Annotated in this window: 24 protein-coding genes and 1 tRNA gene; 19 read left to right on the top strand and 6 right to left on the bottom strand. The window is 68.1% G+C overall.

Features of this window, described 5'->3' with window-relative positions; genetic code table 11:
- The first annotated feature begins 227 nt into the window (after positions 1-227).
- The 6 genes from clpX to GBB76_RS05950 all read left to right on the top strand — a co-directional run bounded on the left by clpX (position 228) and on the right by GBB76_RS05950 (position 6,816).
- Positions 228-1,499, top strand: coding sequence for an ATP-dependent Clp protease ATP-binding subunit ClpX (clpX, locus tag GBB76_RS05975; protein ID WP_152302452.1), 1,272 nt, complete (start codon positions 228-230; stop codon positions 1,497-1,499).
- A 250-nt stretch (positions 1,500-1,749) separates the two neighbouring features.
- On the top strand, positions 1,750-4,185 hold the full coding sequence (lon, locus tag GBB76_RS05970; protein WP_152302451.1) for an endopeptidase La: 2,436 nt from the start codon (positions 1,750-1,752) through the stop codon (positions 4,183-4,185).
- A gap of 309 nt (positions 4,186-4,494) precedes the next feature.
- Positions 4,495-4,773: an HU family DNA-binding protein gene (locus GBB76_RS05965; RefSeq protein ID WP_013167015.1), complete on the top strand. Its 279-nt coding sequence runs from the start codon at positions 4,495-4,497 to the stop codon at positions 4,771-4,773.
- A 386-nt stretch (positions 4,774-5,159) separates the two neighbouring features.
- Positions 5,160-5,235 (top strand) — tRNA-Val (locus GBB76_RS05960).
- 148 nt (positions 5,236-5,383) lie between these two features.
- Entirely contained in the window at positions 5,384-6,055 is a 672-nt protein-coding gene (locus GBB76_RS05955) for an HAD-IA family hydrolase (RefSeq protein ID WP_152302450.1), read from the top strand.
- Entirely contained in the window at positions 6,052-6,816 is a 765-nt protein-coding gene (locus GBB76_RS05950) for an ATP12 family chaperone protein (RefSeq protein WP_152302449.1), read from the top strand. The genes GBB76_RS05955 and GBB76_RS05950 overlap by 4 nt, the downstream gene beginning before the upstream one ends.
- A gap of 6 nt (positions 6,817-6,822) precedes the next feature.
- Here GBB76_RS05950 and GBB76_RS05945 read toward each other — a convergent pair whose 3' ends face one another.
- From GBB76_RS05945 to GBB76_RS05935, 3 genes are all read right to left on the bottom strand, one after another.
- The gene (locus GBB76_RS05945) at positions 6,823-8,010 is read right to left on the bottom strand and encodes an acetate/propionate family kinase (protein ID WP_152302448.1); all 1,188 of its coding nucleotides are present in this window, start codon (positions 8,008-8,010) and stop codon (positions 6,823-6,825) included.
- Positions 8,011-8,013: 3 nt separating this feature from the next.
- A complete protein-coding gene (locus GBB76_RS05940; RefSeq protein ID WP_152302447.1) occupies positions 8,014-8,970 on the bottom strand; it encodes a phosphate acetyltransferase in 957 nt (318 codons plus the stop codon).
- A 134-nt stretch (positions 8,971-9,104) separates the two neighbouring features.
- Positions 9,105-9,704, bottom strand: coding sequence for a hypothetical protein (locus GBB76_RS05935; protein WP_152302446.1), 600 nt, complete (start codon positions 9,702-9,704; stop codon positions 9,105-9,107).
- A 510-nt stretch (positions 9,705-10,214) separates the two neighbouring features.
- Here GBB76_RS05935 and GBB76_RS05930 point away from each other — a divergent pair.
- From GBB76_RS05930 to GBB76_RS18625, 5 genes are all read left to right on the top strand, one after another.
- Positions 10,215-11,171 (top strand): metal ABC transporter substrate-binding protein, encoded by a 957-nt coding sequence (locus GBB76_RS05930; protein WP_152302445.1) that lies wholly within the window; start codon positions 10,215-10,217, stop codon positions 11,169-11,171.
- Complete coding sequence (locus tag GBB76_RS05925; RefSeq protein ID WP_152302444.1) at positions 11,158-12,036, top strand: metal ABC transporter permease; 879 nt, start codon at positions 11,158-11,160, stop codon at positions 12,034-12,036. The genes GBB76_RS05930 and GBB76_RS05925 overlap by 14 nt, the downstream gene beginning before the upstream one ends.
- Before the next feature lie 20 nt (positions 12,037-12,056).
- A complete protein-coding gene (locus tag GBB76_RS05920; protein ID WP_152302443.1) occupies positions 12,057-15,164 on the top strand; it encodes an efflux RND transporter permease subunit in 3,108 nt (1,035 codons plus the stop codon).
- A 67-nt stretch (positions 15,165-15,231) separates the two neighbouring features.
- Positions 15,232-15,867 (top strand): ParA family partition ATPase, encoded by a 636-nt coding sequence (gene parA, locus GBB76_RS05915; protein ID WP_152302442.1) that lies wholly within the window; start codon positions 15,232-15,234, stop codon positions 15,865-15,867.
- On the top strand, positions 15,864-17,297 hold the full coding sequence (locus GBB76_RS18625; RefSeq protein ID WP_162375492.1) for a hypothetical protein: 1,434 nt from the start codon (positions 15,864-15,866) through the stop codon (positions 17,295-17,297). Before parA ends, GBB76_RS18625 begins: the two co-directional genes overlap by 4 nt.
- 7 nt (positions 17,298-17,304) lie before the next feature.
- Here the strand turns inward: GBB76_RS18625 and GBB76_RS05905 are convergent, their stop codons facing one another.
- Entirely contained in the window at positions 17,305-17,499 is a 195-nt protein-coding gene (locus GBB76_RS05905; protein WP_152302441.1) for a hypothetical protein, read from the bottom strand.
- A 162-nt stretch (positions 17,500-17,661) separates the two neighbouring features.
- Between GBB76_RS05905 and GBB76_RS05900 the strand changes: the two genes are divergently transcribed.
- Both GBB76_RS05900 and GBB76_RS05895 read left to right on the top strand, forming a co-directional pair.
- A complete protein-coding gene (locus GBB76_RS05900; RefSeq protein ID WP_152302440.1) occupies positions 17,662-18,018 on the top strand; it encodes a hypothetical protein in 357 nt (118 codons plus the stop codon).
- A 23-nt stretch (positions 18,019-18,041) separates the two neighbouring features.
- Positions 18,042-18,596, top strand: a complete 555-nt coding sequence (locus GBB76_RS05895) for a hypothetical protein (protein WP_152302439.1) — start codon at positions 18,042-18,044, stop codon at positions 18,594-18,596.
- A gap of 5 nt (positions 18,597-18,601) precedes the next feature.
- Here GBB76_RS05895 and GBB76_RS05890 read toward each other — a convergent pair whose 3' ends face one another.
- Complete coding sequence (locus GBB76_RS05890) at positions 18,602-19,036, bottom strand: DUF6524 family protein (protein ID WP_152302438.1); 435 nt, start codon at positions 19,034-19,036, stop codon at positions 18,602-18,604.
- A gap of 92 nt (positions 19,037-19,128) precedes the next feature.
- Here GBB76_RS05890 and GBB76_RS05885 point away from each other — a divergent pair, with 92 nt between their 5' ends.
- The 4 genes from GBB76_RS05885 to GBB76_RS05870 all read left to right on the top strand — a co-directional run bounded on the left by GBB76_RS05885 (position 19,129) and on the right by GBB76_RS05870 (position 22,897).
- On the top strand, positions 19,129-20,328 hold the full coding sequence (locus GBB76_RS05885) for a hypothetical protein (RefSeq protein ID WP_152302437.1): 1,200 nt from the start codon (positions 19,129-19,131) through the stop codon (positions 20,326-20,328).
- Positions 20,325-21,845, top strand: a complete 1,521-nt coding sequence (locus GBB76_RS05880; protein WP_152302436.1) for an ABC transporter ATP-binding protein — start codon at positions 20,325-20,327, stop codon at positions 21,843-21,845. Before GBB76_RS05885 ends, GBB76_RS05880 begins: the two co-directional genes overlap by 4 nt.
- 96 nt (positions 21,846-21,941) lie before the next feature.
- Complete coding sequence (locus tag GBB76_RS05875; protein ID WP_152302435.1) at positions 21,942-22,412, top strand: hypothetical protein; 471 nt, start codon at positions 21,942-21,944, stop codon at positions 22,410-22,412.
- A gap of 86 nt (positions 22,413-22,498) precedes the next feature.
- On the top strand, positions 22,499-22,897 hold the full coding sequence (locus GBB76_RS05870; protein ID WP_152302434.1) for a hypothetical protein: 399 nt from the start codon (positions 22,499-22,501) through the stop codon (positions 22,895-22,897).
- 45 nt (positions 22,898-22,942) lie between these two features.
- On the opposite strand, the gene GBB76_RS05865 is transcribed toward GBB76_RS05870, so the two are convergent.
- Complete coding sequence (locus GBB76_RS05865; RefSeq protein WP_152302433.1) at positions 22,943-23,482, bottom strand: hypothetical protein; 540 nt, start codon at positions 23,480-23,482, stop codon at positions 22,943-22,945.
- 220 nt (positions 23,483-23,702) lie between these two features.
- Between GBB76_RS05865 and GBB76_RS05860 the strand changes: the two genes are divergently transcribed.
- Together GBB76_RS05860 and GBB76_RS05855 are read left to right on the top strand one after the other, a co-directional pair.
- The gene (locus GBB76_RS05860) at positions 23,703-25,253 is read left to right on the top strand and encodes an efflux RND transporter periplasmic adaptor subunit (RefSeq protein WP_152302432.1); all 1,551 of its coding nucleotides are present in this window, start codon (positions 23,703-23,705) and stop codon (positions 25,251-25,253) included.
- A 21-nt stretch (positions 25,254-25,274) separates the two neighbouring features.
- A complete protein-coding gene (locus GBB76_RS05855) occupies positions 25,275-25,601 on the top strand; it encodes a hypothetical protein (protein ID WP_152302431.1) in 327 nt (108 codons plus the stop codon).
- The last annotated feature ends 5 nt before the right edge of the window (positions 25,602-25,606 follow it).

Raw genomic sequence — 25,606 nt, 5'->3', positions numbered from 1 at the left:
CGGGGGCAAGCGCCCCATTCGCGCTAAGTCGGGGATGGATCGAATGCCTTCTTGATCGTGTCGGTTCCGGCATGCTTGGCTAGACCGAACGACAGGACCCTTAAGTCGCTTCCTTTTGACGGCCTTTTCGAGCCGTCGCGTTTCTCCCCACTTGGAGGCCCGCGGCGGCCTGCGAGACTGGGGCGGACCCGGGCGATGCCTGGGCCGCCGAGCGGACGGAGAGACGCATGAGCAAGGTTGGCGGCGGCGACAGCAAGAACACTCTTTATTGCTCGTTCTGCGGCAAGAGCCAGCACGAGGTCCGCAAGCTGATTGCGGGACCTACCGTGTTCATCTGCGATGAATGCGTCGAGCTGTGCATGGACATCATCCGCGAGGAGAACAAGTCCTCGCTGGTGAAGTCGCGCGACGGGATCCCCACCCCGAAGGAGATTTGCAAGGTTCTGGACGATTACGTGATCGGCCAGTTCCATGCCAAGCGCGTCCTGTCGGTGGCGGTGCACAACCACTACAAGCGCCTGAACCACGCCACCAAGCATGCCGGTGACGTGGAACTGGCCAAGTCCAACATCCTGCTGATCGGTCCGACGGGTTCGGGCAAGACGCTGCTTGCGCAGACGCTCGCCCGCATCCTCGACGTGCCCTTCACCATGGCGGACGCGACCACGCTCACCGAGGCGGGCTATGTCGGCGAGGATGTGGAGAACATCATCCTCAAGCTGCTGCAGTCGGCCGACTACAATGTCGAGCGGGCGCAGCGCGGCATCGTCTACATCGACGAGATCGACAAGATCAGCCGCAAGTCCGACAACCCGTCGATCACCCGCGACGTGTCGGGCGAAGGCGTGCAGCAGGCGCTGCTGAAGATCATGGAAGGCACGGTCGCTTCCGTGCCGCCGCAGGGCGGGCGCAAGCATCCCCAGCAGGAATTCCTGCAGGTGGACACGACCAACATCCTGTTCATCTGCGGCGGCGCCTTCGCCGGTCTCGACAAGATCATTTCCTCGCGCGGCAAGGGCACCTCGATCGGCTTCGGCGCGGTCGTGTCCGCCCCCGAGGATCGCCGTCCGGGCGAGGTGTTCCGCGAAGTGGAGCCCGAGGATCTGCTCAAATACGGGCTGATCCCCGAATTCATCGGCCGTCTGCCGGTGATCGCCACGCTGGAGGATCTCGACGAGGCGGCGCTGAAGAAGATCCTCTCGGATCCGAAGAACGCGCTGGTGAAGCAGTATCAGCGGCTGTTCGAGATGGAGAATGTCGAGCTTACCATCCATGAGGAGGCGCTGGGCGCCATCGCCCGCAAGGCCATCGAGCGCAAGACCGGCGCGCGCGGCCTGCGCTCGATCATGGAGGGTATCCTGCTCGATACGATGTTCGATCTGCCCGGCCTCGAAGGGGTCGAGGAGGTCGTCATCAGCAAGGAGGTCGTCGAGCAGAATGCACGTCCGCTTTACATCTATGCGGACCGGGCTGCCGGCGATGCGGGCGCGAGTGCCTGAGGAAACGTTCGCAGCGGAAGCCGGGCGGATGCGCCCGGCAGGGACCAGGGTGGGCTCCCTTGACGGGGGGCGGGGGCGTCGCCATCTCAGCCCCAACCACCGGTCCTCGACCGCATCGACGTGCCTCGCGCCTCTCGCTGCTCCCGCACAGAGATCAACGTTCGCGTTCCGGCCGCATTGCGGCGCGGTCCCGCTTCACGGCGTTCATCGCCGGGGATCGGGGTCGGCCGTCAACTGAAAGGAAAGAGCCATGACGAGCCCCAAGCCTCGCACCGCGCTCACGCCCGGCGTCTCGCAGACCTTCCCCGTGCTGCCGCTGCGCGACATCGTCGTTTTCCCGCACATGATCGTGCCCCTGTTCGTCGGCCGCGAGAAATCCATCCGCGCCCTCGAGGAGGTGATGCGCAACGACACCTTCATCCTGCTGGCGACGCAGGAGAACGCCTCCGATGACGATCCGGCCACCAGCTCCATCTACAAGATCGGCACGCTTGCCTCGGTTCTCCAGCTGCTGAAGCTGCCGGACGGCACGGTGAAGGTGCTGGTCGAGGGCATTTCGCGCGCCAGGGTCAGCCACTACACCGACCGCGCCGACCTCTACGAGGCCGAGGCGGTGGCGCTGGAGGAGGACATCGGCTCCAAGGTCGAGGCCGAGGCGCTCGGGCGCTCGGTGCTGGCCGAGTTCGACAGCTATGTGAAGCTGAACAAGAAGGTCTCGCCGGAGGTCGTCGGCGTCGTGACCCAGATCGAGGATCACTCGAAGCTGGCCGACACCGTCGCCTCGCATCTTGCGGTCAAGATCCCCGAGAAGCAGGCCGTGCTGGAAATCCTCAAGGTGACGACGCGCCTGGAGAAGGTGCTGTCGCTGATGGAAAGCGAAATCTCGGTCCTTCAGGTCGAGAAGCGCATCCGCACGCGCGTCAAGCGCCAGATGGAGAAGACCCAGCGCGAGTACTACCTCAACGAGCAGATGAAGGCGATCCAGAAGGAGCTCGGCGACGGCGAGGACGGCCGTGACGAGCTGGCCGAGCTGGAAGAGCGCATCAAGACCGTCAAGCTCTCCAAGGAAGCCCGCGAGAAGGCGACGCACGAGCTCAAGAAGCTGCGCCAGATGTCGCCGATGTCGGCCGAGGCGACCGTGGTGCGCAACTATCTCGACTGGCTGCTGTCGATCCCGTGGAGCAACAAGAGCAAGGTCAAGAAGGACCTGCCCTTCGCGCAGAACGTGCTCGACACCGACCATTTCGGGCTCGACAAGGTGAAGGACCGCATCGTCGAGTATCTCGCCGTCCAGACCCGGCAGAACAAGCTGACGGGCCCGATCCTGTGCCTCGTCGGCCCGCCCGGCGTCGGCAAGACCTCGCTGGCCAAGTCCATCGCCAAGGCGACGGGGCGCGAATATGTGCGTGTCGCGCTCGGCGGCGTGCGCGACGAGGCCGAGATCCGCGGCCACCGGCGCACCTATATCGGCTCGATGCCCGGCAAGGTCATCCAGTCGATGCGCAAGGCCAAGAAGTCCAACCCGCTCTTCCTGCTCGACGAGATCGACAAGATGGGCGCGGACTTCCGCGGCGATCCGTCTTCGGCCCTGCTGGAGGTGCTCGACCCCGAGCAGAACCACACCTTCAACGATCACTATCTGGAGGTCGATTACGACCTCTCGAACGTGATGTTCGTGACCACGGCGAACACGCTGAACATCCCGCCGGCCCTTCTGGACCGCATGGAGGTGATCCGCATCGCCGGCTACACGGAGGACGAGAAGGTCGAGATCGCGCGCCGGCATCTCATCCCGGCCACGCTCGCCAAGCACGGCCTGCAGCCGAAGGAATGGTCGATCGACAACGAGGCGCTGCTCACCCTGGTCCGCCGCTATACGCGGGAGGCCGGCGTGCGCAATCTCGAGCGTGAGATTTCCAACCTCGCCCGCAAGGCGGTGAAGGACCTCATGCTGACCAAGAAGAAGACGATCAAGGTCACCGCCAAGACGCTCGAGGACTATCTCGGCGCGCCGAGGTACCGCTATGGCGAGGCCGAGACCGAGGATCAGGTGGGCGTCGTCACCGGCCTGGCCTGGACCGAGGTCGGCGGCGAGATCCTGACCATCGAAGGCGTCATGATGCCCGGCAAGGGTCGCATGACCGTCACCGGCAACCTGCGCGACGTGATGAAGGAATCGATCTCGGCGGCGGCCTCCTATGTCCGCTCGCGCGCGCTCGATTTCGGCATCGAGCCGCCGCTGTTCGACCGTCGCGACATCCACGTCCACGTGCCGGAGGGGGCGACCCCGAAGGACGGCCCCTCGGCCGGCGTGGCCATGGCGACCGTGCTCACCTCGGTGCTGACCGGCATCCCGATCCGCCGCGACGTCGCCATGACCGGCGAGGTCACGCTGCGTGGCCGGGTGCTGCCGATCGGCGGCCTCAAGGAGAAGCTTCTCGCCGCCCTGCGGGCAGGCATCAAGAAGGTGCTGATCCCCGAGGAGAACGCCAAGGATCTCGCCGAGATCCCGGACAATGTGAAGAACGCGCTGGAGATCGTGCCGGTGTCGCGGATGGACGAGGTGCTCCAGCACGCGCTCATCCGCCAGCCCGAGGCGATCGTCTGGGAAGAGAAGGTGCCGGCGCCGGGCGAGATCGAGCCGGTGATCGCCCGCGACGAGGCGAGCGGCCTCGCCGCGCACTGATCGACGGACCTTCCGGTCCAACGCACTATCGGACGGCGGTGTCCTCGCGGACGCCGCCGTCCTGCTTTTGCGGGGCACCGATCCGGCTCCGGGGCCGTCGTGGAAAGGTCGCATTCGCCTAAATTGCAGGCCGCTATTGTTGTCTTCTAATGAGGTGTCTAGATACCTGCAATCGCATGAAAATCGTGTATTCGTGCGGGTTCCTAGGCCCGGGAGCTTGCAATCGCCGCGATTTGGAGAAAGGGTGCCCGCCCGTCGTCGGTGCATGCGATCGACGATTCTTGTGCAATCAAGGGAAGGACCGGTCAGATGACCACGAAGAACGAACTCGTCGCCGCCGTGGCCGAACAGGCCAAGCTGACGAAGGCCGCTGCTGCGGCCGCGGTCGACGCGACCTTCGACGCCATTGCCGCCTCGCTGAAGGCCGGTGAGGAAGTCAAGCTTATCGGCTTTGGCAGCTTCTCGGTCGTGACCCGCGCCGCGCGCGAAGGCCGCAACCCGCGCACCGGCAAGCCGGTCAAGATCGAAGCCTCGAAGGCTCCGAAGTTCACGCCCGGCAAGGGCCTGAAGGAAACCGTCAACGGTTGATCCGACACGCCGCGACGCCCACGCCGTCCTGACCGGATCATCCGGGGACGTGGCGGGGCGTCGAGGGCAGGTGTCCGCCGGCCACGTGCCGGCGGACCGGCCTCCCTCCGCGAGGCCCGAAGCGCGTCGCCCCGGCAGATCGCCCGGGCACTCGCCGCGTCTAGCATCTCCCTTCCGGCATCGTCTCTTGCGACATCGTGTCTGGCGACATCGCTTCTTGCGATACGGCCAGTTGCGACATCACCTCTTGCGACATCGCCGCGCGGATGCTTAAGACGGCCCGCTGGCGGTCCGGCCGGGCAGGCCCCGACAGGCCGCAGGCGCGGTTCTCTCCGCTCCGGGGCTGGGAACGCTTTCCCGGCCACCCGGATCGGCGGATGTCAGGCGGGCGGTTAGCTCAGTTGGTAGAGCATCTCGTTTACACCGAGAGGGTCGGCGGTTCGAGCCCGTCACCGCCCACCATCGACACGGCGTCCGGGCAGGTCCGCCACCCTCCGCGCCGCATCGCTCCCCCGCGAACATCGCAGTTGGCCGCAGCCGCCCCGGCGTCTAGAAGTCGGGCAACCGGGTCGCTTCCCGCCATCCTCCCGCCTTGCCGGATGCCTGCGCCGTGAAACTCGTTCTCTTCGATTGCGATGGCACGCTGGTGGACAGCCAGAACGTCATCGTCGCCGCCATGACGCGGGCCTTCGACCGCGCCGCGCTTCCCCGGCCGCCGCGCGAGGCGGTGCTCGGCATTGTCGGGCTCTCGCTGGTGGAGGCGATGCGCCATCTCGGCGACGACGACCCGCTGTTTCCCGCCGAGCGGCTGGCCGATCTCTACCGCGACGCCTTCCGCGAACTGCGCACCGAGTCGGGCTTCTTCGAGCCGCTGTTCCCCGGCATGCGCGGCGTGCTCGACGCGCTGGCCGCCCGCGACGACGTGCTGCTCGGTATCGCCACCGGCAAGTCGCAGCGCGGCGTGGCCGCCGTGCTCGGCCATCACGGGCTGGAAGGGCGCTTCGTCACCATCCAGACGGCGGACGATGCACCGTCCAAGCCGCACCCGGCCATGGTGCTTCAGGCCATGGCGGCGACGGGCGTCGAGGCCGTCGACACCGTGCTTGTCGGCGACACCAGCTTCGACATGGTGATGGCCCGCGCCGCCGGCGCCCGCGCCATCGGCGTCACCTGGGGCTATCACCCGGTCGACCGGCTGAGCCAGTCGGGCGCCGAGCGGCTGGTGTCGGATGCCGACGGGCTCATCCGGGCCATCGACGAGGTGTGGGAGATGGTGCCGTGAGCGAAGGACAGGACGGCGCGCCGCTGGCGCCGGGGCTGCCGCCGGGCAGCGGCGAGCGCAAGCTGCCGAAGCGGTTCTACACGCAGGCGGGCGTGGGCGAGGCCGGCGAGGGGCTCTACCGCATCGAGCTGGACGGGCGCCCGGTGCGCACCCCCGGCCGCAACCTCGTCGCCGTGCCGAATCGGGTGCTGGCCGAGGCCCTGGTCGAGGAATGGCAGGCGCAGGGCGCGGTCATAGACCCCCTGACCATGCCGCTGACGCGGCTCGCCAATTCCGCCATCGACGGCGTTGCCGGGGCCATGGAGGCGGTCGGCGGCGAGGTGGTGCGCTATGCCGGCAGCGACCTTCTCTGCTACCGGGCCGATGCTCCCGACCAGCTTGTCGCGCTGCATGCCGAGTTGTGGGACCCGCTGCTCGACTGGGCGCGCGAGAGTTTCGGCGCGGTGTTCGTGTTGAGCGAAGGGGTGATGCATGTCGAGCAGCCCCCGCGCACGCTGGAAATCGTCGCCGGCCTGCTGCCGGACGAGCCGTTCCGCCTCGCGGCGCTCAATCTCCTGACCACGCTCGGCGGCTCGGCGCTGATCGCGCTCGCCGTCGCGCGCGGGCGCCTGTCGGCGGAGGAGGGCTGGCGCGCCGCCCATGCGGATGAGGAAGTGCAGGAGAGGCTGTGGGGAACCGACGCCGAGGCGCTGGCGCGCCGCGCGGCGCGCTTCCGCGATTTTGAGGCTGCCGCCCGGCTTTTCACCCTGCTCGACGGCTGAGCACGTTCACGCATCCCCGCGCAGCAGGTGGAGGGTCGCCAGCGCGATCATCCGCTCCTCGTCGGTCGGGATGACGAGCACGCTTGGTATCGAGTTGTCGGCGTCGATGAAGGTCTGGCCGGCGGCGTTGGCCTCGGGATCTAGCGCGATGCCGAGCAAGGCGAGGCGTGCGCAGACCCGGGCGCGGATCTCCGGCGAGCGTTCGCCGATGCCGGCGGTGAACACCAGCGCATCGAGCCCGCCGAGCGAGACGGCCAATTGGGCGACCGCCTGCGCCACGTGCAGGGTGAAGTAGTTCACCGCCAGCGCCGCCGACGGCGCCTCGCTCGCCAGCAATTCGCGCATGTCGCTGCTGATGCCCGACAGGCCGCGCAGCCCGCTGTCATGATAGAGCATGTGGCCGACCTCGGCCGGGCTCATGCCCTTCTGCTCGATCAGGTGCAGCACCACGCCGGGGTCGAGCGCGCCGCAGCGCGTGCCCATGGGCAGGCCGTCCAGCGCCGTGAAGCCCATGGTGGATTCCATGCTGCGCCCGTCCAGCAGCCCGCAGGCCGAGGCGCCGGAGCCCAGATGGCAGATGACGACCCGCCCGCGCGCCAGTTCCGGCGCCAGCTCGCGCAGGGCGCCGGAGACATATTCGTAGGACAGGCCGTGGAAGCCGTAACGGCGCACGCCATCCTCGTAGAGCCCGTTCGGCAGGGCGAAGCGGTCGGCGACCTCGGGGTGGCCGCGATGGAAGGCGGTGTCGAAGCACGCGACCTGCGGCAGGTCCGGCCGGCGCGCGCGGATCACCCGGATGGGATCGAGATTGGTGAGCTGGTGCAGCGGGGCGAGCGGGATGAAGCTCTCCAGTGTGCGCAGCACCTCGTCATTCACCAGCTCGGGATGCGAGTAGTGCGGCCCGCCATGGACGACGCGGTGGCCGATGCCGATCAGTTCGTGTTCGGCGAGATACGGCGTCACCCAGTCGCTGATCGCGTGCTGGGCCTGCGCCGCCTTGCCGATCTCCTGCGCGTCGAAGCTGCGGTCGACCAGCACGCTGCCGGCGTCGTCGGTGGCCTTGAGGCGGGGGCGCGTGCCGATGCCGTCCAGCGCGCCGCCGAGGATCAGCGCCACGTCGCGGCCGACGACGCGGTAGAGCTTGAACTTGATGCTGGACGAGCCGGCATTGACGACGAAAAGCGCCTCGCTCACCGCTCAGCCTCCCAGGCCCGGCTGCTGCAGGCGGGCATGGGCGTAGAGCACCGCCACCGCGCAGGAGGCGAGGCGGGTGCGCAGCGCGTCGGCGCGGCTGGTCAGGATGACCGGGACGCGGGCGCCGACCACGATGCCGGCGGCGTCGGCGCCGGCCATGAAGGTGAGGTTCTTCGCCAGCATGTTGCCGGCTTCGAGATCGGGCGCCACGAGGATCTGCGCCCGCCCGGCGACCGGGGAGACGATGCCCTTGATGCGCGCCGCCTCCGGCGAGATGGCGTTGTCGAGCGCCAGCGGCCCGTCGAGGTCGCCCCCGGTGATCTGGCCGCGATCGGCCATCTTGCACAGCGCGGCCGCCTCGATGGTGCTCGGGATCGAGGTAGTGACGGTTTCCACCGCCGAGAGGATGGCGACGCGCGGCCGGCCGAGCCCGAGCCCGACATGCAGGTCGATGGCGTTCTGGACGATGTCGCGCTTGGCGTCGAGGTCGGGGAAGATGTTCACCGCCGCGTCGGTGACGAAGAGCGGCTCGCCATAGGACGGCACGTCCATGATGAAGACGTGGCTGATGCGCCGCCCGGTGCGCAGCCCGGTCTCGCGCGCGGTGACGGCGCCGAGCAGTTCATCGCTGTGCAGGCTGCCCTTCATCAGGAAGGCGGCGCGACCGGCGCGCACCAGCTCGACCGCCTTGGCGGCGGAGGCGACGCTGTGCGGCGCGTCGACGATCTCGATTCCCGTCAGGTCCAGCCCCTCGGCCTCGGCGACCGCGCGGATGCGGGCTTCCGGCCCGACCAGTATCGGCACGATGAGGTGAGCGTCTGCGGCATCCAGCGCGCCGCGCAGGGAGGAGGCGTCGCAGGGATGGGCGACGGCGGTGGGCAGCGCCCCGACCTCGCCGGCGCGGGCGATCAGCCGCTCATACTTGCCGTGGTCGTGCTCGGCCCTGGCCACGGTGCTCATCTGTCCTCATCCCTGTCTGCGCGCGGCCAAGTCGGCCGGCAACGCCCGAGTGTCGCGGCCGCCGGCGACGGCCGCACGACATAGATGACCGCCCGCCGCCGGCGGCGTTGATCTCGCGCAACGGTGGCGCGGCCTCAGCGCCGGACGTTGTATTGCTTGTCGAGGTCCTCGATGGCCCAGTCGGCCATGACTCCCCCCGCCAGGCATTTCAGCTCCCCTGTCTTGCCGCGCCAGAATTCGAGCTTGCCGTCACGCGTGGTCGAGCCGGAGAAATTCTCGATGCGGCATTTGTGGTCGGCATAGATGACGTCGAATTTCACGTCCTTCGAGAACTGCCGCTTGTCGCGATAGGTTTGCTCCATGGTGGCCTCGATGCGCCATTCTCCCGGCTCCATCTGGGTCACATTGAAGCACTGCCAGCCTGTCGAGGATGGGAGCGAGCCGAAGATGGTCTTCGCGCGTGGCAACTTGAAATCCTTGCATTCGTCGCCTTCCTCCTGGTCTTTGAAGGTGGCGGGATTTTTCTTCTCGTTGACAAGGACCGCATCGTCAAAAGTGAGGTACATCTTTCCCTTGCGGAGATAGAACGATATTCCAACGGTGAAATTCTCTTCGCCGGCCGATATCCACATCTCGACTTCGTCGTAAAGTTCGCCCGCACTTGCAGGAGCCAGTGTCAGCATCGTTCCGGCGATGACGCCGGCAAGCCACGCTCGTCTGCCAGTCCCGCACATGTCCGCCCCCTCCGCGACCGTCCGCGAGGGCCATTGCAGCACCGGCACCCGGCGCGTGCAACCAAGGAGCAGGGCTGGCCCGCGGTTGCCGCGGGCTCGGTCGCGAGGGCGGTGGAGAATCATCGGCGGGAGACGCGACCGGCGGGCGGTGGCGGAGGCGTCGCCGGGCGTGTTCGGTGCGTCCTCCGGTCGAGGGGGCACCCCATGCGCGGCATGCGCGTGGCAATGCGGGCCGATCCCTCGCCTTCGAGGTCGCACCGGCGCCGGAAATCCGACCGCCCCGTGCCCGCAGCGGAAAAGGAGTAAGGTTTCTTTGACTTACCGCAAGGTTCCTTCGATTTGCTGTTTGGCCGATCCCGCATTCCAATTAGACTGCCAGTCGATCGAGGCAGCCGGTCATCGACCGAGGTATCTCGGTACAATTCCGCATTCGGCACCACTGCGCGGGCGGTGTTCGGATCGGAATGAGGCGTAGAACCGCCGATCAGACGATCAATTGGGGGACGTGACATGAAGACGATCGCTAAAGCTCTCGCGGGCGCAGCCCTGCTGCTCTCGGTGGCCGGCACCGCGGCGAAGGCCGCGCCGCTCGAGATCTTCGCCTGCGTGCCCGAATGGGCGTCGCTGACGAAGGCGATCGGCGGCGATCGGGTCGCCAACGTCACGCTCGCCACCTCCGCGCTCGACAATCCCGAGAGCATGAAGCCGACACCGGGCCTCATCGCCACGCTGGGCAAGGCGGACCTGATCGTGTGCACCGGCGCCGGTCTGGAGGACAGCTGGCTGCCGTCGCTGCTCGAGCGCGCGAACAACCCCAAGATCGCCAAGGGCAAGCCGGGCTATTTCATGGCCAGCGAGTATGTGAAGCTCATCGAGGACGAGGAAGATGAGCACGACCACGGCCATGGCGAGAAGAAGGGTGGCGGCGGCCACATGCACGAGACCGGCAACCCGCATATCCAGGGCGACCCGAACAATGTGCGCCTCGTCGCCGGCCAGCTCGCCAAGCGCCTGATCGCCCTCGATCCCGAAGGCAAGGACGTCTACACGGCGAACACCAAGACCTTCATCAACCAGCTCACCGCGCTGACCAAGGAACTGAAGACCAAGGCCGCGCCGCTGAAGGGCATCAACATCGCCGTCCAGCATGGCCATTCGGTCTATCTGCTCAAATGGCTGGACGTGCGCACCGCCGCGACCGTCGAGCCCGAGCCGGGCGTCGCGCCGGGTCCGGCCCACCTCGCCGAGATCATCGGTGACGTGCCGAAGCAGAAGATCCGCTTCATCGTCTTCGCTCCCTACGAGGATCCCGCGCCCTCGCGCTTCGTGAGCGAGAAGGCCAAGATTCCGCTGGTGAAGCTGCCCTTCACGGTCGGCGGCACGCCCGAGGCGAACGACCTTTTCGGGCTCTACAAGGATTCGGTCGATCGCCTTCTGGACGGATTGGCTGGCCGTGAGCGCACTTAATCTCGACATTCTCGGCCCCGCCCTCGTTGCGGGGCTTCTCATTCTCGCCACGCACGTGCCGCTTGGCACGATCGTTCTCAATCGCGGCATCATCTTCATCGACATCGCGCTGGCGCAGGTCGCCGCGCTCGGCGTCGTGTTCGGCAATCTCGTGCTGGGCGCCACCACCGGCTGGGCCGTGCAGCTCAGCGCGGTCGGGGCGGCGGTCGGCTGCTCGCTGCTGCTCACCTGGACCGACAAGCGCTTCCCGGCGATCCAGGAAGCGATCATCGGCGTGCTCTACATCGTCGCCGCTGCGCTGCAGATCGTGCTGCTTTCCTACAGCCCGAACGGCTCGGAATATCTCAAGCAACTGCTGGTCGGGCAGATCCTGTGGGTCTCGCAGCTCCAGCTCATCGTGCTGGGCCTTCTCTCGGCCGTGGCGCTGGTGCTCTGGGCCGTGCGCGACCTCGTGCGCGAGCGCATCCTGTTCTACGGCATCTTCGCGGTGATGATCACGGCGTCGGTGCAGATCGTCGGCGTGCTGCTGGTCTTCGCGTCGCTGATCGTGCCCGCGCTGGCGACGCTGCACGCGCCGCGCCGGTGGCGGCTCATGGTGGCCTTCAACATCGGCACGGCGGGCTACCTGATCGGCCTTGTGCTGTCGGCGGTGCTCGACATCTCCACCGGCGCGGCCATCGTCTGCTCGCTGGTGCTCGTGGCGCTGCTGTCCGCCATCGCGATCTCGCGCCTGTCGGACGAGCCGCTGGCCATTCCCGGCCATCATGGCGAGGGGCATGGGCATGACCATTCCGGCCATGACCATTCCGGCCACGGCGCTGTCAGCCACGCTCCCGGCGCGCCGGTCGGCGGCGCGGCGAACTGAGCGAGGGCAAGTCGGGGCGGATGTTCGCGTTTCTGGTCAATATCAGCCTTCGGGCCCGGCTTCTGGTGATCGTGCTGTTCGCCGGCGGCATGGTCTATGGCGGCGTCTCGCTGACCAACCTGCCTATCGACGTGCTGCCGGACCTCAACAAAGGGCTGGTGACGATCGTCACCGAGGCGCCGGGTCTGGCGCCGGAGGAAATCGAGGTTCAGGTTTCCGCCCGCATCGAGGCGGCGATGGCGGGTGCCAGCGGCGTCACCCGCGTGCGCTCCTCCTCGACGACCGGCCTGTCCATCGTCTTCGTCGAGTTCGGATGGGACGGCAACATCTATACCGACCGGCAGATCGTGGCCGAGCGGCTGGCGCCGGTGCAGCTTGAGCTGCCGGCGGGCGTGCGGCCGATCATGGCGCCGATCTCCTCCTATATGGGCGAGATCATGCTGGTGGCGGTCTCCAGCAGCACGCTCTCGCCGATGGACCTGCGCGAGCTTGCCGACTGGACCGTCGGCCAGCGTCTCAAATCGGTGCCCGGCGTCAGCCGCATCGTGCCGATCGGCGGTCTGGTTAAGGAATACCGGGTCACGCTGGACATGCTGCGCATGAGCCAGCTTCAGGTGTCCATCGACCAACTGCGGCGGGCGCTGGAGGCGTTCGGCTCCAACACCGGCGGCGGCGTGGTGAACCAGGGCGATCAGGAATTCCTGATCCGCAACGTCTCGCGCACGCAGAGTCTGGAAGACCTGCGCAACATCGTGGTCGACCATCGCCTCGGGCAGCCGGTGCTGCTGCGCCAGTTCGCCGAAGTCTCCTTCCAGCCCAAGCAGCGGCGCGGCTCGGCGGGGCTCGAGGGCAGCGAGGCGGTCGTCATCTCGGTGCAGAAGCAGCCGCAGGCCGACACGGTGAAGCTGACGCACGAGATCGAGCAGGTTCTCGCCGATCTCCAGCGTTCCATGCCGCCGGGCACGGTGGTGAACGAGTATCTGTTCCGCCAGTCCGACTTCATCCACGCGGCGGTGGGCAATCTTGAACAGGTGCTGACCGAGGCCATCGTCGCGGTGGCGATCATCCTGTTCCTGTTCCTGTTCAACGTCCGCACCACCACCATCTCGCTGGTGGCGATTCCGGTCTCGGTGCTCACCACCTTCATCGTGCTGCGCTGGCTCGGCCTCACCATCAACACGATGACGCTGGGCGGCCTCGCCATCGCCATCGGCGAACTGGTCGACGATGCCGTGGTGGATGTGGAGAACATCTTCCGGCGCCTGCGCGAGAACGCCCAGAAGGCGGTGCCGTTGCCGTCCATCGAGGTCATCGCCGCCGCCTCGCAGGAAGTGCGCTCCTCGATCGTCTACTCGACCGCCATCATCGTGCTGGTCTTCGTGCCGCTGTTCGCGCTGCCGGGCATCGAGGGGCGGCTTTTCGTGCCGCTCGGCATCGCCTACATCGTCTCGATCCTCGCCAGCCTCGTGGTGTCGATCACGCTGACGCCGGTGCTGTGCTCCTTCCTGCTGCCGAACACGCGGGGCATCGACCACCAGGACAATGTCCTGGTGCGCGTGCTCAAGCGCGGCAACGCCCGGCTGCTGCACTGGGTGCTCGGCCATCCGGTTCCGATTCTCTCCTGCATCCTCGCTGCCGTGGTGGTGGCCGCCGCCGTGGTGCCGACCCTGCCGCGCTCCTTCCTGCCGCGCTTCAACGAGGGCGCCCTGGTCATCACCATGATGCTGGAGCCGGGCATTTCGCTCGACGAATCGAGCCGCATCGCCGCGACGGCCGAGAAGCTGCTTCAGGCCGTTCCGGAAGCGGTGAAGGTCGGGCGCCGCACCGGCCGCTCGGAGGCCGACGAGCATGCGCTCGGCGTGAACGTCACGGAGCTGGAGCTGGAACTGCGGCGCGACATGCGCGCGCTGCCCGCCATCATGGCCGATGTGCGCGAGCGGCTCGGCGGCCTGCCCGGATCGTTCAGCATCAGCCAGCCGATCGCACTGCGGATCGACCACATCCTCACCGGCGTCTCGGCGCAGGTGGTGATGAAGATATTCGGTCCGGACCTCGACACGCTGCGCACCATCGGCCGCGATGTCGAGGCCTGGCTGAAGACCATTCCCGGCCTCGCCGACGTGAACATCGAGCGGCAGGTGCCGGTGCCGCAGATCCAGGTGCATTTCGACCCCGACCGTGCGCTGCTCTATGGCGTGCAGCCCGGCGAGCTGACCCAGCGCATCGCCCAGCTCACCAATGGCGAGGAAATCACCGAGGTCATCGACGGCCTGAAGCACTTCGACCTCGTGGTGCGGCTCAGCGAGGCGGACCGCTCGACCGCGCAGCTCGGCGCCATGCTGATCGACACCCCGGCCGGTCAGGTGCCGCTGTCCACCATCGCCCGGGTCTCCGAGACCTCCGGTCCGAACGAGATCCTGCGCGAGAACAACCAGCGCCGCATCCTCGTCACCGCCAATGGCGACGGCACCGCCGACAATCTCGTCGCCGGCGAGATCGGCGACATGATGCAGAACCTCAAGCTGCCGCCGGGCTATTTCATCGTCTTCGAGGGCGTGTTCGCCGAGCAGGCGCGCTCCACGCTGCGCCTTGCGGGCCTGTCGACCATCTCCTTCCTGCTGGTGTTCTCGATCCTCTATGCGCGCTTCAAGTCGGCGCTGCTGGCCGGCATCATCATGGCCAACGTGCCGCTGGCGCTGATCGGCAGCGTGATCGCGCTCAAGATCAGCGGCGTCGAGCTTTCCATCGCCGCCATCGTCGGCTTCGTGACGCTGGCCGGCATCTCGACGCGCAACGGCATCCTCAAGATCAACCACTACATCCACCTGATGAGCCATGAGGGCGAGGTCTTCGGCGAGAAGCTGATCGTCCGCGGCGCCAATGAGCGCCTCGTGCCGGTGCTGATGACCGCCGCTTCCGCCGTGGTGGCGCTGGTGCCGCTGCTGCTCGGCGCGCACGAGCCGGGCAAGGAGATCCTGCACCCGGTCGCGGTGGTGATCTTCGGCGGCCTGATGAGCGCGACGCTGCTCGACACGGTGCTGACGCCGCTGCTGTTCCAGCGATTCGCGCCGCGCGTGCTCGACAAGCTCGTCGAAACCCCGGACGCTCACCTCAAGGGAGCCTATTGATGCGGACGGATGCGACGGCTAAGGCCGGACCTGTCGCAGGGCATGGGCGCGACGGTGGGGGCGGGGCATGATCATCGGGCTGCTGAACCAGAAGGGCGGCGTCGGAAAGACCACGCTCGCCACCCATATCGCCGGCGAGCTTGCCGCCAATGGCGGCCGCGTCACCGTCATCGATGCCGATCCGCAGGGCTCGGCGCTCGACTGGGCGCAGACCCGCTCGCAGAACGGCCTGCCGCGCCTGTTCGGCGTCGTCGGCCTCGCCCGCGAGGTACTGCACCAGGAAGTGCCCGACATCGCCCGCGCCAACGACCATGTCATCATCGACGGCCCGCCGCGCGTGACCGCGCTGGCGCGCTCCACCATCCTGGCCTCCGACTTCGTGCTGATCCCGGTTCAGCCCTCCTCCTACGACCTGTGGGCGAGCATGGAGATCGTGCAGCTCATCAACGAGGCGAAGCTGTTCAAGCCGGCGCTGAAGGCGGCCTTCGTGGTCAATCGCTGCATCACCGGCACGGTGGTCGGGCGCGACGTGCGCAGCGCCTTCGAGGACGGCATCCCAGCCCTCGAGGCCGTTATTGGTCAGCGAATTGCTTTCGTCGAGAGCGTGGCCACCGGGCGGCTGGTGCGCGAACTGGACAAGCGCGGCGCGGCCGCAAGGGAAATTGCGGCACTGACCGCCGAGATCATGGAGCAGGGAGCATGACGGCCAAGCGCGTCACCATAGGGGCGAAGCCGACGCTGGTGCCCCGCGATACGGCCGAGGCCGGCAGCGACATGGCCGACACTGCCGGCCCCGCCGCCGCTCCCGCCGCCGCGACGGCGGCCTCGATCGAGGACTGGCTGCGGCAGGGCGAGGCGCGCGCTTCGGCCTCCGATCCCGCCGATGGGGAAGGGGAACCGGCCGACGCGACGCCGGCGGGCGCCGCCCCGGAGATTGCCGACTTTGAGATTGCTGCCTCGGAGATCGCCGCCGAGGAAAGCCGGGCGCCGGAAGCGGCCGCCGGGCCGCGCACCGCACCGCACTCTCCGGTGGAGCCCGTTCCGGCTGCGGCCAGCGCCACCGTCGGGTCCGCTGCCGCGACCTCCTCGCGAACGCCGCCGCCCGCCTGGGCGGGTATCGCCGGAGGCGCCGCCGCCGGCGCAGCGGCGGCCGCCATTGTCGCATGGGCGCTGATGCAACTGGTGCCGGGGGGCGATGTGCGCGTCGGGCCGCTGGTCGAGCGCGTCGCCCATATCGAGACCGGGCTGCGTGACAACGAGACCCGGTTCGGCAAGCTCAACAACGAACTCGCCCAGATCATCGACGCGCAGGACGCCACCACGACGCGCATCGACGAGCAGGCGAGCGCGATTGACGCGATCAAGCTCGCGGCCACGGGCGAGGCCAGCCGGACCGATCCCGGCGCCCCCATCGCCTCGCCGGTCTTCGCCGTCGCCCTCGCGCAGTTGCGCGCGACCTTCTATTCTGGCCGCCCCTTCGAGGCCGAGCTGGTCAATGTCTACGCCATTGCCGGCAATAACGACCTGTTTTCCGGCTACCTTACAGAGCTGATGGCTCCCGCCCGCACCGGCGTACCCAACGCGGCCGAACTGTACCGGGTGTTCCCGTCCTATGTCGCGGCGGCGGGCCTGCGCATCGGCGATCCCGCCGGCTACTACCAGTACGGCATGTCGCTGGTGAACCGCTATGTCGGGCTCGCCACCGAGCCGCACAAGGTCGAGATGTCCAATCTGGGCGTCACCCGCGCCAGCGCATTGCTGGCCGCTGGCGACGTCGCGGGGGCGATGAGCGCTCTGCGCGATCTCGACGCGCCGTCGGCGGTGGCGATGGCGCCGTGGCTGGAGGCGGCGCGCAGCTATCTGCGCAGCGAGACGGCCATTACCGAGATGACGCGGATCACCGTCGACCGTCTGCGCGAGCGGGTGGTGAAGGAGATGCCGGCCGCAGGGGCGGGCGAACTGGCGCCGCAGCTTCAGGGCGACGCACCGGCCACGCTGGCGCCGGCTCCGCCGCCGGAAGCGTCCCTCACGTCGCCGGATGCCCCGCCGCTGGCCACACCGTCCGCCGATGTCGGTCTGCCGCCGGCCCCTGTGCCGGACGCGGCGCCGGACACGCCGCCGTCGACGCCATGATGGCGGATTACTTCAGCGTGCCGGGAAGCGAGGTTTCCGGCCGCATGTCGACGATATTGCCGCCAATGATGCGCGCGCCGTGCGAGGTGACGCCGGCGTCGGCTTCCATCAGCACTTCGCTCGACAGCTCGGCCGAAATCTCGACCAGAAGGTCTGCGGCGAGACCGAGCACGATGACGGCGACGGGAACGAGGTAGAGCATGGGCCTCCTCCAGGTAGCCCCGACAATAGGAACAGCCCGGAGTCGCGTAAAGGGGGAGGCGCGCGCATGCGCTTGCTCCCGCCGCGGAACAGCGCATGATGACGCCAATGGCGGACGCCGATGCCCTCAAGCGCCGGCGGAGGCCCTTCGAGGTTGGCTCCGATGAGCGATTCGGCCCCGGAATCGGCGGATTCTTCCGCCCGCGCTGCCGCCGCGCCGGCGCCCGGCATCGGAGACGAGCCGATTCGGCCCGATCCGCCGGCGCCGGAGCGCCCGTGCTGCGAGGCCGAGGCGGCACTGGAGCGGGAGCGCTGGCTGCGCGCGCAGTTCGAGCGCGAGCACCAGGTGACGATGTCGGTGATGCGCATTCTGCTTGGCAGTGTGCGCGATCAGAGCCGGCGGATGCGCTTCTGGCGATGGCTGATCGACGACGAGCGTTCGGAGCGACGCCGGCAGGAAGCGCTCTACCGGGCCGACGGCCAGGTCGACGCGGCGTTCGGGCGGCGGCCGTGGAAGTGATGAAGACGAGAGCGGTTAGAGACATGCGGACGCCCTACCCGATGATGCGCAGGATTGCCGCCCTGGCCGCCGTGCTCTTCCTGATGGCGCTGCCGGTCGATGGCGCCCGGGCGGAGGAGGGGCACAGCCACGGCCCGGCGCCGCGCACCATCTCCGTCGCGCCGCGCACCGAGGCCCGGATCGGCAACCAGGAGGCGGTGCTCGCCTATGACCGCGGCAAGCTGGTGCTGTTCCTGCAACGCTACACCGACGGGCAGCCGACCAGCGGCGCCGGGATCGAGATGACCATCGACTTCGTGCCGGTGACGTTCGAGGAGGTGGCGCCCGGGACCTATGTCGCCAGCGACGTGATGCTGGCCGCCGGCCGCAACGAGCTGGAACTCGCCTATAAGATCGGCGGCCGGGAAGGTACCGACACGCTCGTCCTGAACATGCCCCAGAGTTCGACGGAAACCACCGCCAGCCGCCGCATGAACACGCCGGGCACGGCGGTGTCCGGCCTGCTTCTGGCGGCTATCGCGCTCGCCATCTATGCCGGCACCACGGCCCTTCTTGCTCTGAGGTCGAGAACGGCGTGACCATTTCAGGCGTTCAGATTGTCGACGCTCACCTGACCCGTCAGCATCACCCAGGCCGAGGCCCAGCACATGCCGATGGCGATCAGCCCGCCATACATGTAGAGCACGATGGGCAGCAGGTCGCTCATGTCGCGCAGCGGGACCACTCCCGCGTCGACCAGCAGATAGGCGAGCGAGCCGAGCAGGGCGACCGTGAGGGCGATGCCCGGCGCGCGAAGCTGGCGCGTCGTGACGCGGATCAGCAGCATATAGACGACGACGTAGAGGCAGAGGATCGGCAGTTGCACCAGCCAGTCCTGCGACCAGCGCTCGCCGATCCAGTGGACCAGCGAATAGCCGCTCGCATTGTAGGTCGACAGCACCAGGAACAGCGCGCCGAACAGGCGCACCGCGAACATGGCGAAGCCGAAATTGCGCGGGCGTGGGCGGCGGATGCGCAAGGATGTCTCCTGTCGGGGCGGTCGGCAATTCTAGAGGCTTGGCGGGCGCGAGCAAACCGCATTGCTGCGGTTGGGCAGGGGGGGAGCCGATGATGTCGCGCTTCGTCCTCGCGCGCCCGTCCCTCGCGCGCCTCGCCTCGATGCGGCTGCCGACGCTGAGCCTGCGCATGCAATATGCCGGTGGCATCGTCGTCTCGGCGGCGATCATCGCCGGCTTCGTCGGCGCCGCGTGGCGGGTGCTGCCGCATGCGCCCTCGGAGGCGCGCGTGCTCTATTTCCGCGAGCCGCCGCCGGCGACCATCACCTATTCCGGCACGGTGCCGGTCTTCGTGATGAAGCCCGACCACAGCGTGGTGCGGCACGGCACCGCCGAGATGGGGGCGGGCGGGCTGATCCGCGTCGATCCGTTCCCCAGCACCATCAACGAACATGGCAACGCCACCGAGGCGATTCTCGCCGACCCCAGCCTTGGCATTCTCTGGGCGGCGGCGACCGACACCTCGCAGGCGGAGCTGCGCCACCGCATCAGCCTCGTGCAGGACATGGCGGCGCAGACGATCGAGCGCGTCATCACATCCGACGTGTTCACCAACGATTACCGCCCCGTGCTGCGGGCGATGCTGACCGACGCGATCTCCACCGCCTGGCGCGACCCGCGCACGCAGAAGGCGGTGCAGGGGCTGCTGGCCAATGCCGAGCCGACGCTGCGGCGCTCGCTCAATGGCGAGGTGCGCGAAATCCTCGTCAGCCGGCTGTCCGCCGCCATCTGGCAGATGCTGCGGGCCAACTGGGCCAACGCCTTCGGCGTGCCCTTCGGCTACGATCTCGACTACGAACCGGCCATCCGCGCCATGACCGAGACACTGGCCGACCCGCGCCTCCAGCAGGTGCTGCTCGGCTTCGGCCGGGCGCAGCTCGAAACCCCCGAGGCGCGCCAACTCGCCGAACGCCTCGTCATCGGCACCGTCGACACATTGATGCGCGACCGGCGCGTGCCGGCGACGGTCTCGCAGATGTTCTGGGACGTGCGGCTGCGGGCGATGCTGCGCCCCTTCTCCAACTCGCTGTTCGCGCTCGCCAGCGCGCTGCCGCAGCATCTGGGCGGCCTCGGCTCGGAGAGCACGCTCAACCCGCTGGCCGCCCACGTGTTCAAGGCCTTCGCGGTGGCCTCGCGCACGCCGCTCATCCTGCTGGTGACGCCGAAGGATCTGGAGAGATTGCAGACCATGGAAAGCGACACCGCCGTGACGCTTCAGCCCGTCGCGGCCGGGCCGGGTGGAGCGACGCCGTGAGCGGTCACGTCCTCTCCATCAGCGGGTTGACCATCACCACGCCGAACGGCGTCGATCTGGTGCGCGACACCCATTTCGAGGTCGGCGCGCATGAGCTGGTGGTCATCATCGGGCCGAGCGGAAGCGGCAAGACCAGCATCATCAACACGCTCTGCGGCCTCATCGACGAGCGCGACGGCGAATGGAAGATCGCCGGCCGGCTCAGCTATGGCGAGCGCGAGATCGACCTCTCGGAAAGCCGCAGCGACATGTGCGGCCTCGTCTTTCAGGGCAACGCGCTGTTCGACGATCTAAGCGCCGGCGAGAACGTGAAGATCGCCGCCGACCACGCTCCACGGGATGCGCAGGTCTACGACGCCACGCCGATCATGTCGCTCTTGTCGGACATCCGGCCCGAGCAGCCCATCGCCTCGTGCAGCGGCGGCCAGAAGCAGCGCATCGCCATCGCCCGGACGCTGATCGCCGGCCATCCGATCCTGATCCTCGACGAACCCAATTCCGGTCTCGACATCATCTCCTCGCGGCGGCTCGCCGGCATCATCAAGGACATATGCGTCCAGCGCGGCACCCCCGTGCTGATCGCCGCGCATCATGTCGACGACCTGCTGCCGCTGGCCGACCGCGTGCTGATGCTCGACACCCGCGCGCGCACCGTGCGCCCGGTGGCGCCGGACATGGCCTCGATCGAGCGGGCCATGCGCGGGCTCGACAGCGAGGGCGAGAGCGCGCTGGCGGCCGCCGAGCGGGGCGCGCCGGCGCCGCAGTCCGAGGCGTGGCAGGGGCTGGCGCGGCGCGGCCATCCGTGGCGCTGGTTCGCGCGCTATTTCGCGGAATATTTCTGGGTTCTGTGCGCCTCGCCCTTCATGCTGGCCTATCTCGGCCTGGGCGGCGCCATACTCGGCTTCGTGTCGATCTGGTTCGGGTTCAACTATCACGCCTTCGGCGGCTATCTGAAATCGATCCTGCACGACGAGACGCTGGCCGGCATCGGCTTCGTGCAGACGACGATCTCGGTGCCGCTCATCGCCTCCATTCTCGTCGTCGCGCGCAACAGCGCGGTGATCTGCGCGGATCTGGGCAACCGCACGCTGTCGGCGCAGCTGCCGGCGATGCGCAACCTCGCCATTCCGGGGCTGCGCTATCTCGTGGTGTCGATTCTCATCGCCAACACGCTGTCGCTGGCGCTGCTGACCGTGGCGGCGCTCGCCACCGCCTCATGGTCGGCGCTGCAAACGTGGCAGATATTCTTTCCCGACCAGCCGCCGGAGTTCTGGCAGGAGAACTATTTCCGCCGGCTCATCGAGGCGGGGCCTGCGCTTTACGTGCAGCTCGGCTGGGTGTTCGCGAAGATTGTGTTGAGTTCGGTACTCGGAAGCGGGGCGGCGATTCTCATCGGCTTGCGCCCCAAATTGTCGGTGGTATCGATCAACAACGCCATCGCCAAGGCGATTGTGATTGGCGTATCTTTGACGCTGCTGTCGCATGCGTTCTTTGCGATATTGCAGTTCTGGCGGTGACGTCGGTCTGGTTGAGTCACGTCGGCGACGCTCGGCGTAACGATAATGGGGTTGGAGGGGCGCTGGCGGTGGCGCTCTCCAGGATCGGGGCGAGCAATGCCTAAGCAGGATACGTCGGGCGATCGGTTCATGGGCTATGTGGAGCTGGCGGCGCTCGACCGCCCGTTCCTCTCCAAGGCCGAGGAGCGTCGTCTGCTCGAACAGGGTATCTCGCAGTTCGGACTCGACCCCTCCGACGCGCGCGGAATCGTGCTCTACGTGGCCCAGCAGCAGGGGCTCCGCCTCGAGCGCGAGGTGGACAGCCGCATCCTTCCCATCCTGTCGCGCTATGGCGGCAAGCGGAAGAAGATCGACAAGAAGAAATTCCGCGAGGCCACTTCGCTCTATAACGAGCTGGCCGGCGGCGTGCTGAGCGAGGACGAGTCGCGGCAATATGTGAAGCAGGTGATGGAGCAGAACAAGTTCCGTCCCAAGCGGAACGTGATGATGTCGCGCGGCTGGTATGATAAGATCGGCAAGGAAAAGAAGTCGGCTTCGCTGTTTCCGCTTCCTTTCCGCAACGTTTAGGCCGTGCCGGACGAAGCCTGCATTCTTTGGTTGAGCGCCCCGCGTCTGCGTGCGGGACCGGCGGGCGCAGAGGGGGATAGACGTCGATGCGCAAATTGATCCTCGCCTTCACGCTCGCGACGTTCGGCGCCATGAGCGTACTGGCCGCGCCGGTTTCGGCGCAGCCCGCGCCGCCGGCGACCCTTCCCGTACCTGCCGTCGAGGCCGCTCCGGCCACCTCGCTGTCGAGCAGCGTTCCGGCGCCTACCGACCCCGACGCGATCGACTATTACCGCGTCGCAGCCATCGCGGCGGGTGCTGTCGGCGGCGTTCTCGTCGCCAATGTCGTCGTCGCCAGCCTTGCCGGCTCGGCGGCGGCCACGGCCGGTGGGGCCGCGGCGGTCAGCACGGCGGGCTATGCCGCCAGCGCCGGCCAGATCGCGGTTTCCACGGTCGGGGCGGTGGTCGGCGGCTATGTCGGCGGCTGGATCTACGGCAGCAACTAGGCTTGGCGCGCCCGGACGGGCGGGCCGGAGCTGAATGCCGCGCGGCTACTGGCTGACAGTGCCGGCGGTGGCCGGGCGGTTGGCGGTGCGCCAGTCGCCGAGCAGGGCGTCGCCCAGCCGGACAAGGGCGTCGCGTACCTGCACCGGGTGCGATTCGGCCGGCGAGGCCACCAGCACGGCGCTCTGCCACATCACGACATAGCCGCTGCGGATCCAGCCGACATCCTTGTCGAAGAACGACGCCTTCTTGTAGGCGCCGAGCATCAGGGTCGAATTGCACAGACCGCTCTCGCCATCGCGCGCCGAGAGGATGGTGATCACCCCGAGATTGGCGTCCGAATCGGTGGACTTGATCCCGCCGGCTTCAAGATTGCGCTGTGTCTCGCGGACGAGGGCGGCCGATTCGATGCCGCAATCCAGCGATTCGACTGTCGTCGGGCTGGCGGTGACGCGCAGCGCCTGGATGCCGCGGAAATCCATGTCGCTGGCGATGCCCTGCGCGGCCGCGGAGCCCGCCGCGAGCCCGGCGCCGAGCAGGCTCCCGACGAGCAGGGCGGCGGCATGCGTGCGGAGGGGGCGAGTCATGGAAGGTTCCCTTGAGGGTGCTCGTCCGACAATATGCGTCGCCGACTTCATATCAAGCGCAATCGCGCCGCGCGGCGCGGCCGGGAGGGCGAGGGGTGCGCCAAGGTAATGTGATGCCACGCGGGTGCTTCCTCTGGAAACGCTACGTAATCAAGGGCTCGGCGCCCGCGAAGTTCTTCGCGTCGCGGTACGGACGTGCTAACGTTTCGACGCTTGGCGCATGGGTAATCGTTGCGTGCGCCTGCGGGTGACGCGGGTCGAAATCGCTATGCTGTATTACTTTGTAACCACGCTGGTTTTTGCCGCGACCATCGCCGCGACCGGCATCGTCACCGAAGTCGGCACCAAGTACGTCGCGCGCTATTTTATCGAGAACGAGAGCGGCGACTTCGGAATCAACCCGCCGTCGAACGACCCCGCCGCGACGCCGGCCAGCGCGCCGCAGATGCGCGAGGCCGCCGGCACGCCCGACGCCCGGACGGCGGCGGCCACGCCGAGCCCGATCATGCCGATCCTCCTCAGCAGCGCCGACGGGGCGCCCGCCTATCCGCTCCTCAAGAGCGCCGGGGCAGCAACGCGCGCCGCCGAAGGTTCCTACCGCGTGGCCTCGCTTTCGGGCGGCGTGCCGGCGAAGGATGGCGCGATCAAGGACGCCGACGCCGACGCCAACGATGTGGCGTCGACGCCCGAGGCTGCCGTGCCCGAAGCTTCGGTGGCTGAGGCGGCTGTCCCGCCGCAGGCCCAGCCGCGCGCCGCGCTGGATCTCCTGCGCGACACGCCGCACCGGCGTCCGGACGGCTCGGCCTTCCTGCCGATGTCGACCCAGCGCGTTTTCTCCATGCGCTGGACGACCAGCCACAGCGCCGATGTCGCCATGGCCTACGAGATTCCCGGCCATGTGATCACCGATCCCTCGACGGGCACCACGGTGGCCGTGCCGCTGGCCGGCATCATCGAGGCCAACGCCGGCACCTTCCCCTATCTCGGCATGCGGGTGCGGCGCGGCGACCTTCTCGCCTATCTCCAGCCGACGGTGACGGTTTCCGAGCGTGCGCAGATCGAGGCGCGCATCCAGCAGCTCTCCAACCAGATCTCGCTCGCCGAGAAGCAGATGGAGCGGCTCGGCGACGTTCTTTTCGTGCGCTACCGCACCAACAAGATCGAGGCGATGAAGGTCCAGATCGACGGCTACCGCCGCGAGCTGATCTCCCTGCAGGGCGCGCTCGACCGCCGCGAGAGCCTGCGCTCCACCGCCGACGGCGTGATCTCGAAGGTCTCCGCCGTGGTCGGCGGCACGGTGAGCCAGGGCCAGATCGTGTTCGAGATCGTCGATCCCGACGCGCTGTGGGTCGAGGCGGCTGCCTACGATCCCGCCATCGCCAAGGGCGTGCGTTCGGCCACGGCCATCACTGGCGACGGCCGTTCCTTCGCGCTCGCCTTCATCGGCGGGGGCATGACGCTCAGCAATCAGGCGATCCCGCTGCGCTTCCGCGTCGTCGGCGCCCATGAGGGGCTTTCGGTCGGCAAGCCGGTGACGGTGATCGTGCAGCAGGACAAGACCATCGCCGGCATTCCGGTGCCGGCCTCGAGCGTGATACGCGACGCCGACGGGCGCTCCATCGTCTGGGAGCGCACCGGCGCCGAGACCTTCATGCCGCGCCAGGTGCGCGCCACGCGTATCGCCGGCAACCAGATGGTCGTCGAGTCCGGCCTCGCCGACGGGGCGCGCGTCGTCACCGACGGCGCCAGCCTGCTCAACCAGATCCGATAGGGGGCACGGGTGGCGAGGCTGGTGATTCTGCTGACCGCCGCGCTGCTGGCCACCGCGCCGGGCGTCGGCGCGCCGGCTGCCGCCACCGAGTCCGTCATTCGCGTCGCCGCGCTCACGCCGGCGGTGTCCTTCGGCCAGCCGGCACGCCTGCCGACGGCGGACGAACATGCGGCGCGGGCCGGAACCGATGCCGGGGAGTCCGGGTTGGAACTGCCGACGCAGCAGGCGATTCTCGGGGCTGCGCTGCTGGGCGGCGCCTTCGCCCTCGGCCTCGCCGCTACCGGCTCGCTGTCCACGGCCCTCGGCGCCGCCGGCGCCATGGCCATCGGTTACGCGGTGCTGCCCTGACGGGC

This window comes from Ancylobacter sp. TS-1 (genome assembly GCF_009223885.1).
Classification (GTDB): Bacteria; Pseudomonadota; Alphaproteobacteria; order Rhizobiales; family Xanthobacteraceae; genus Ancylobacter.
This window is presented reverse-complemented; position numbering and strand designations above follow the sequence as displayed.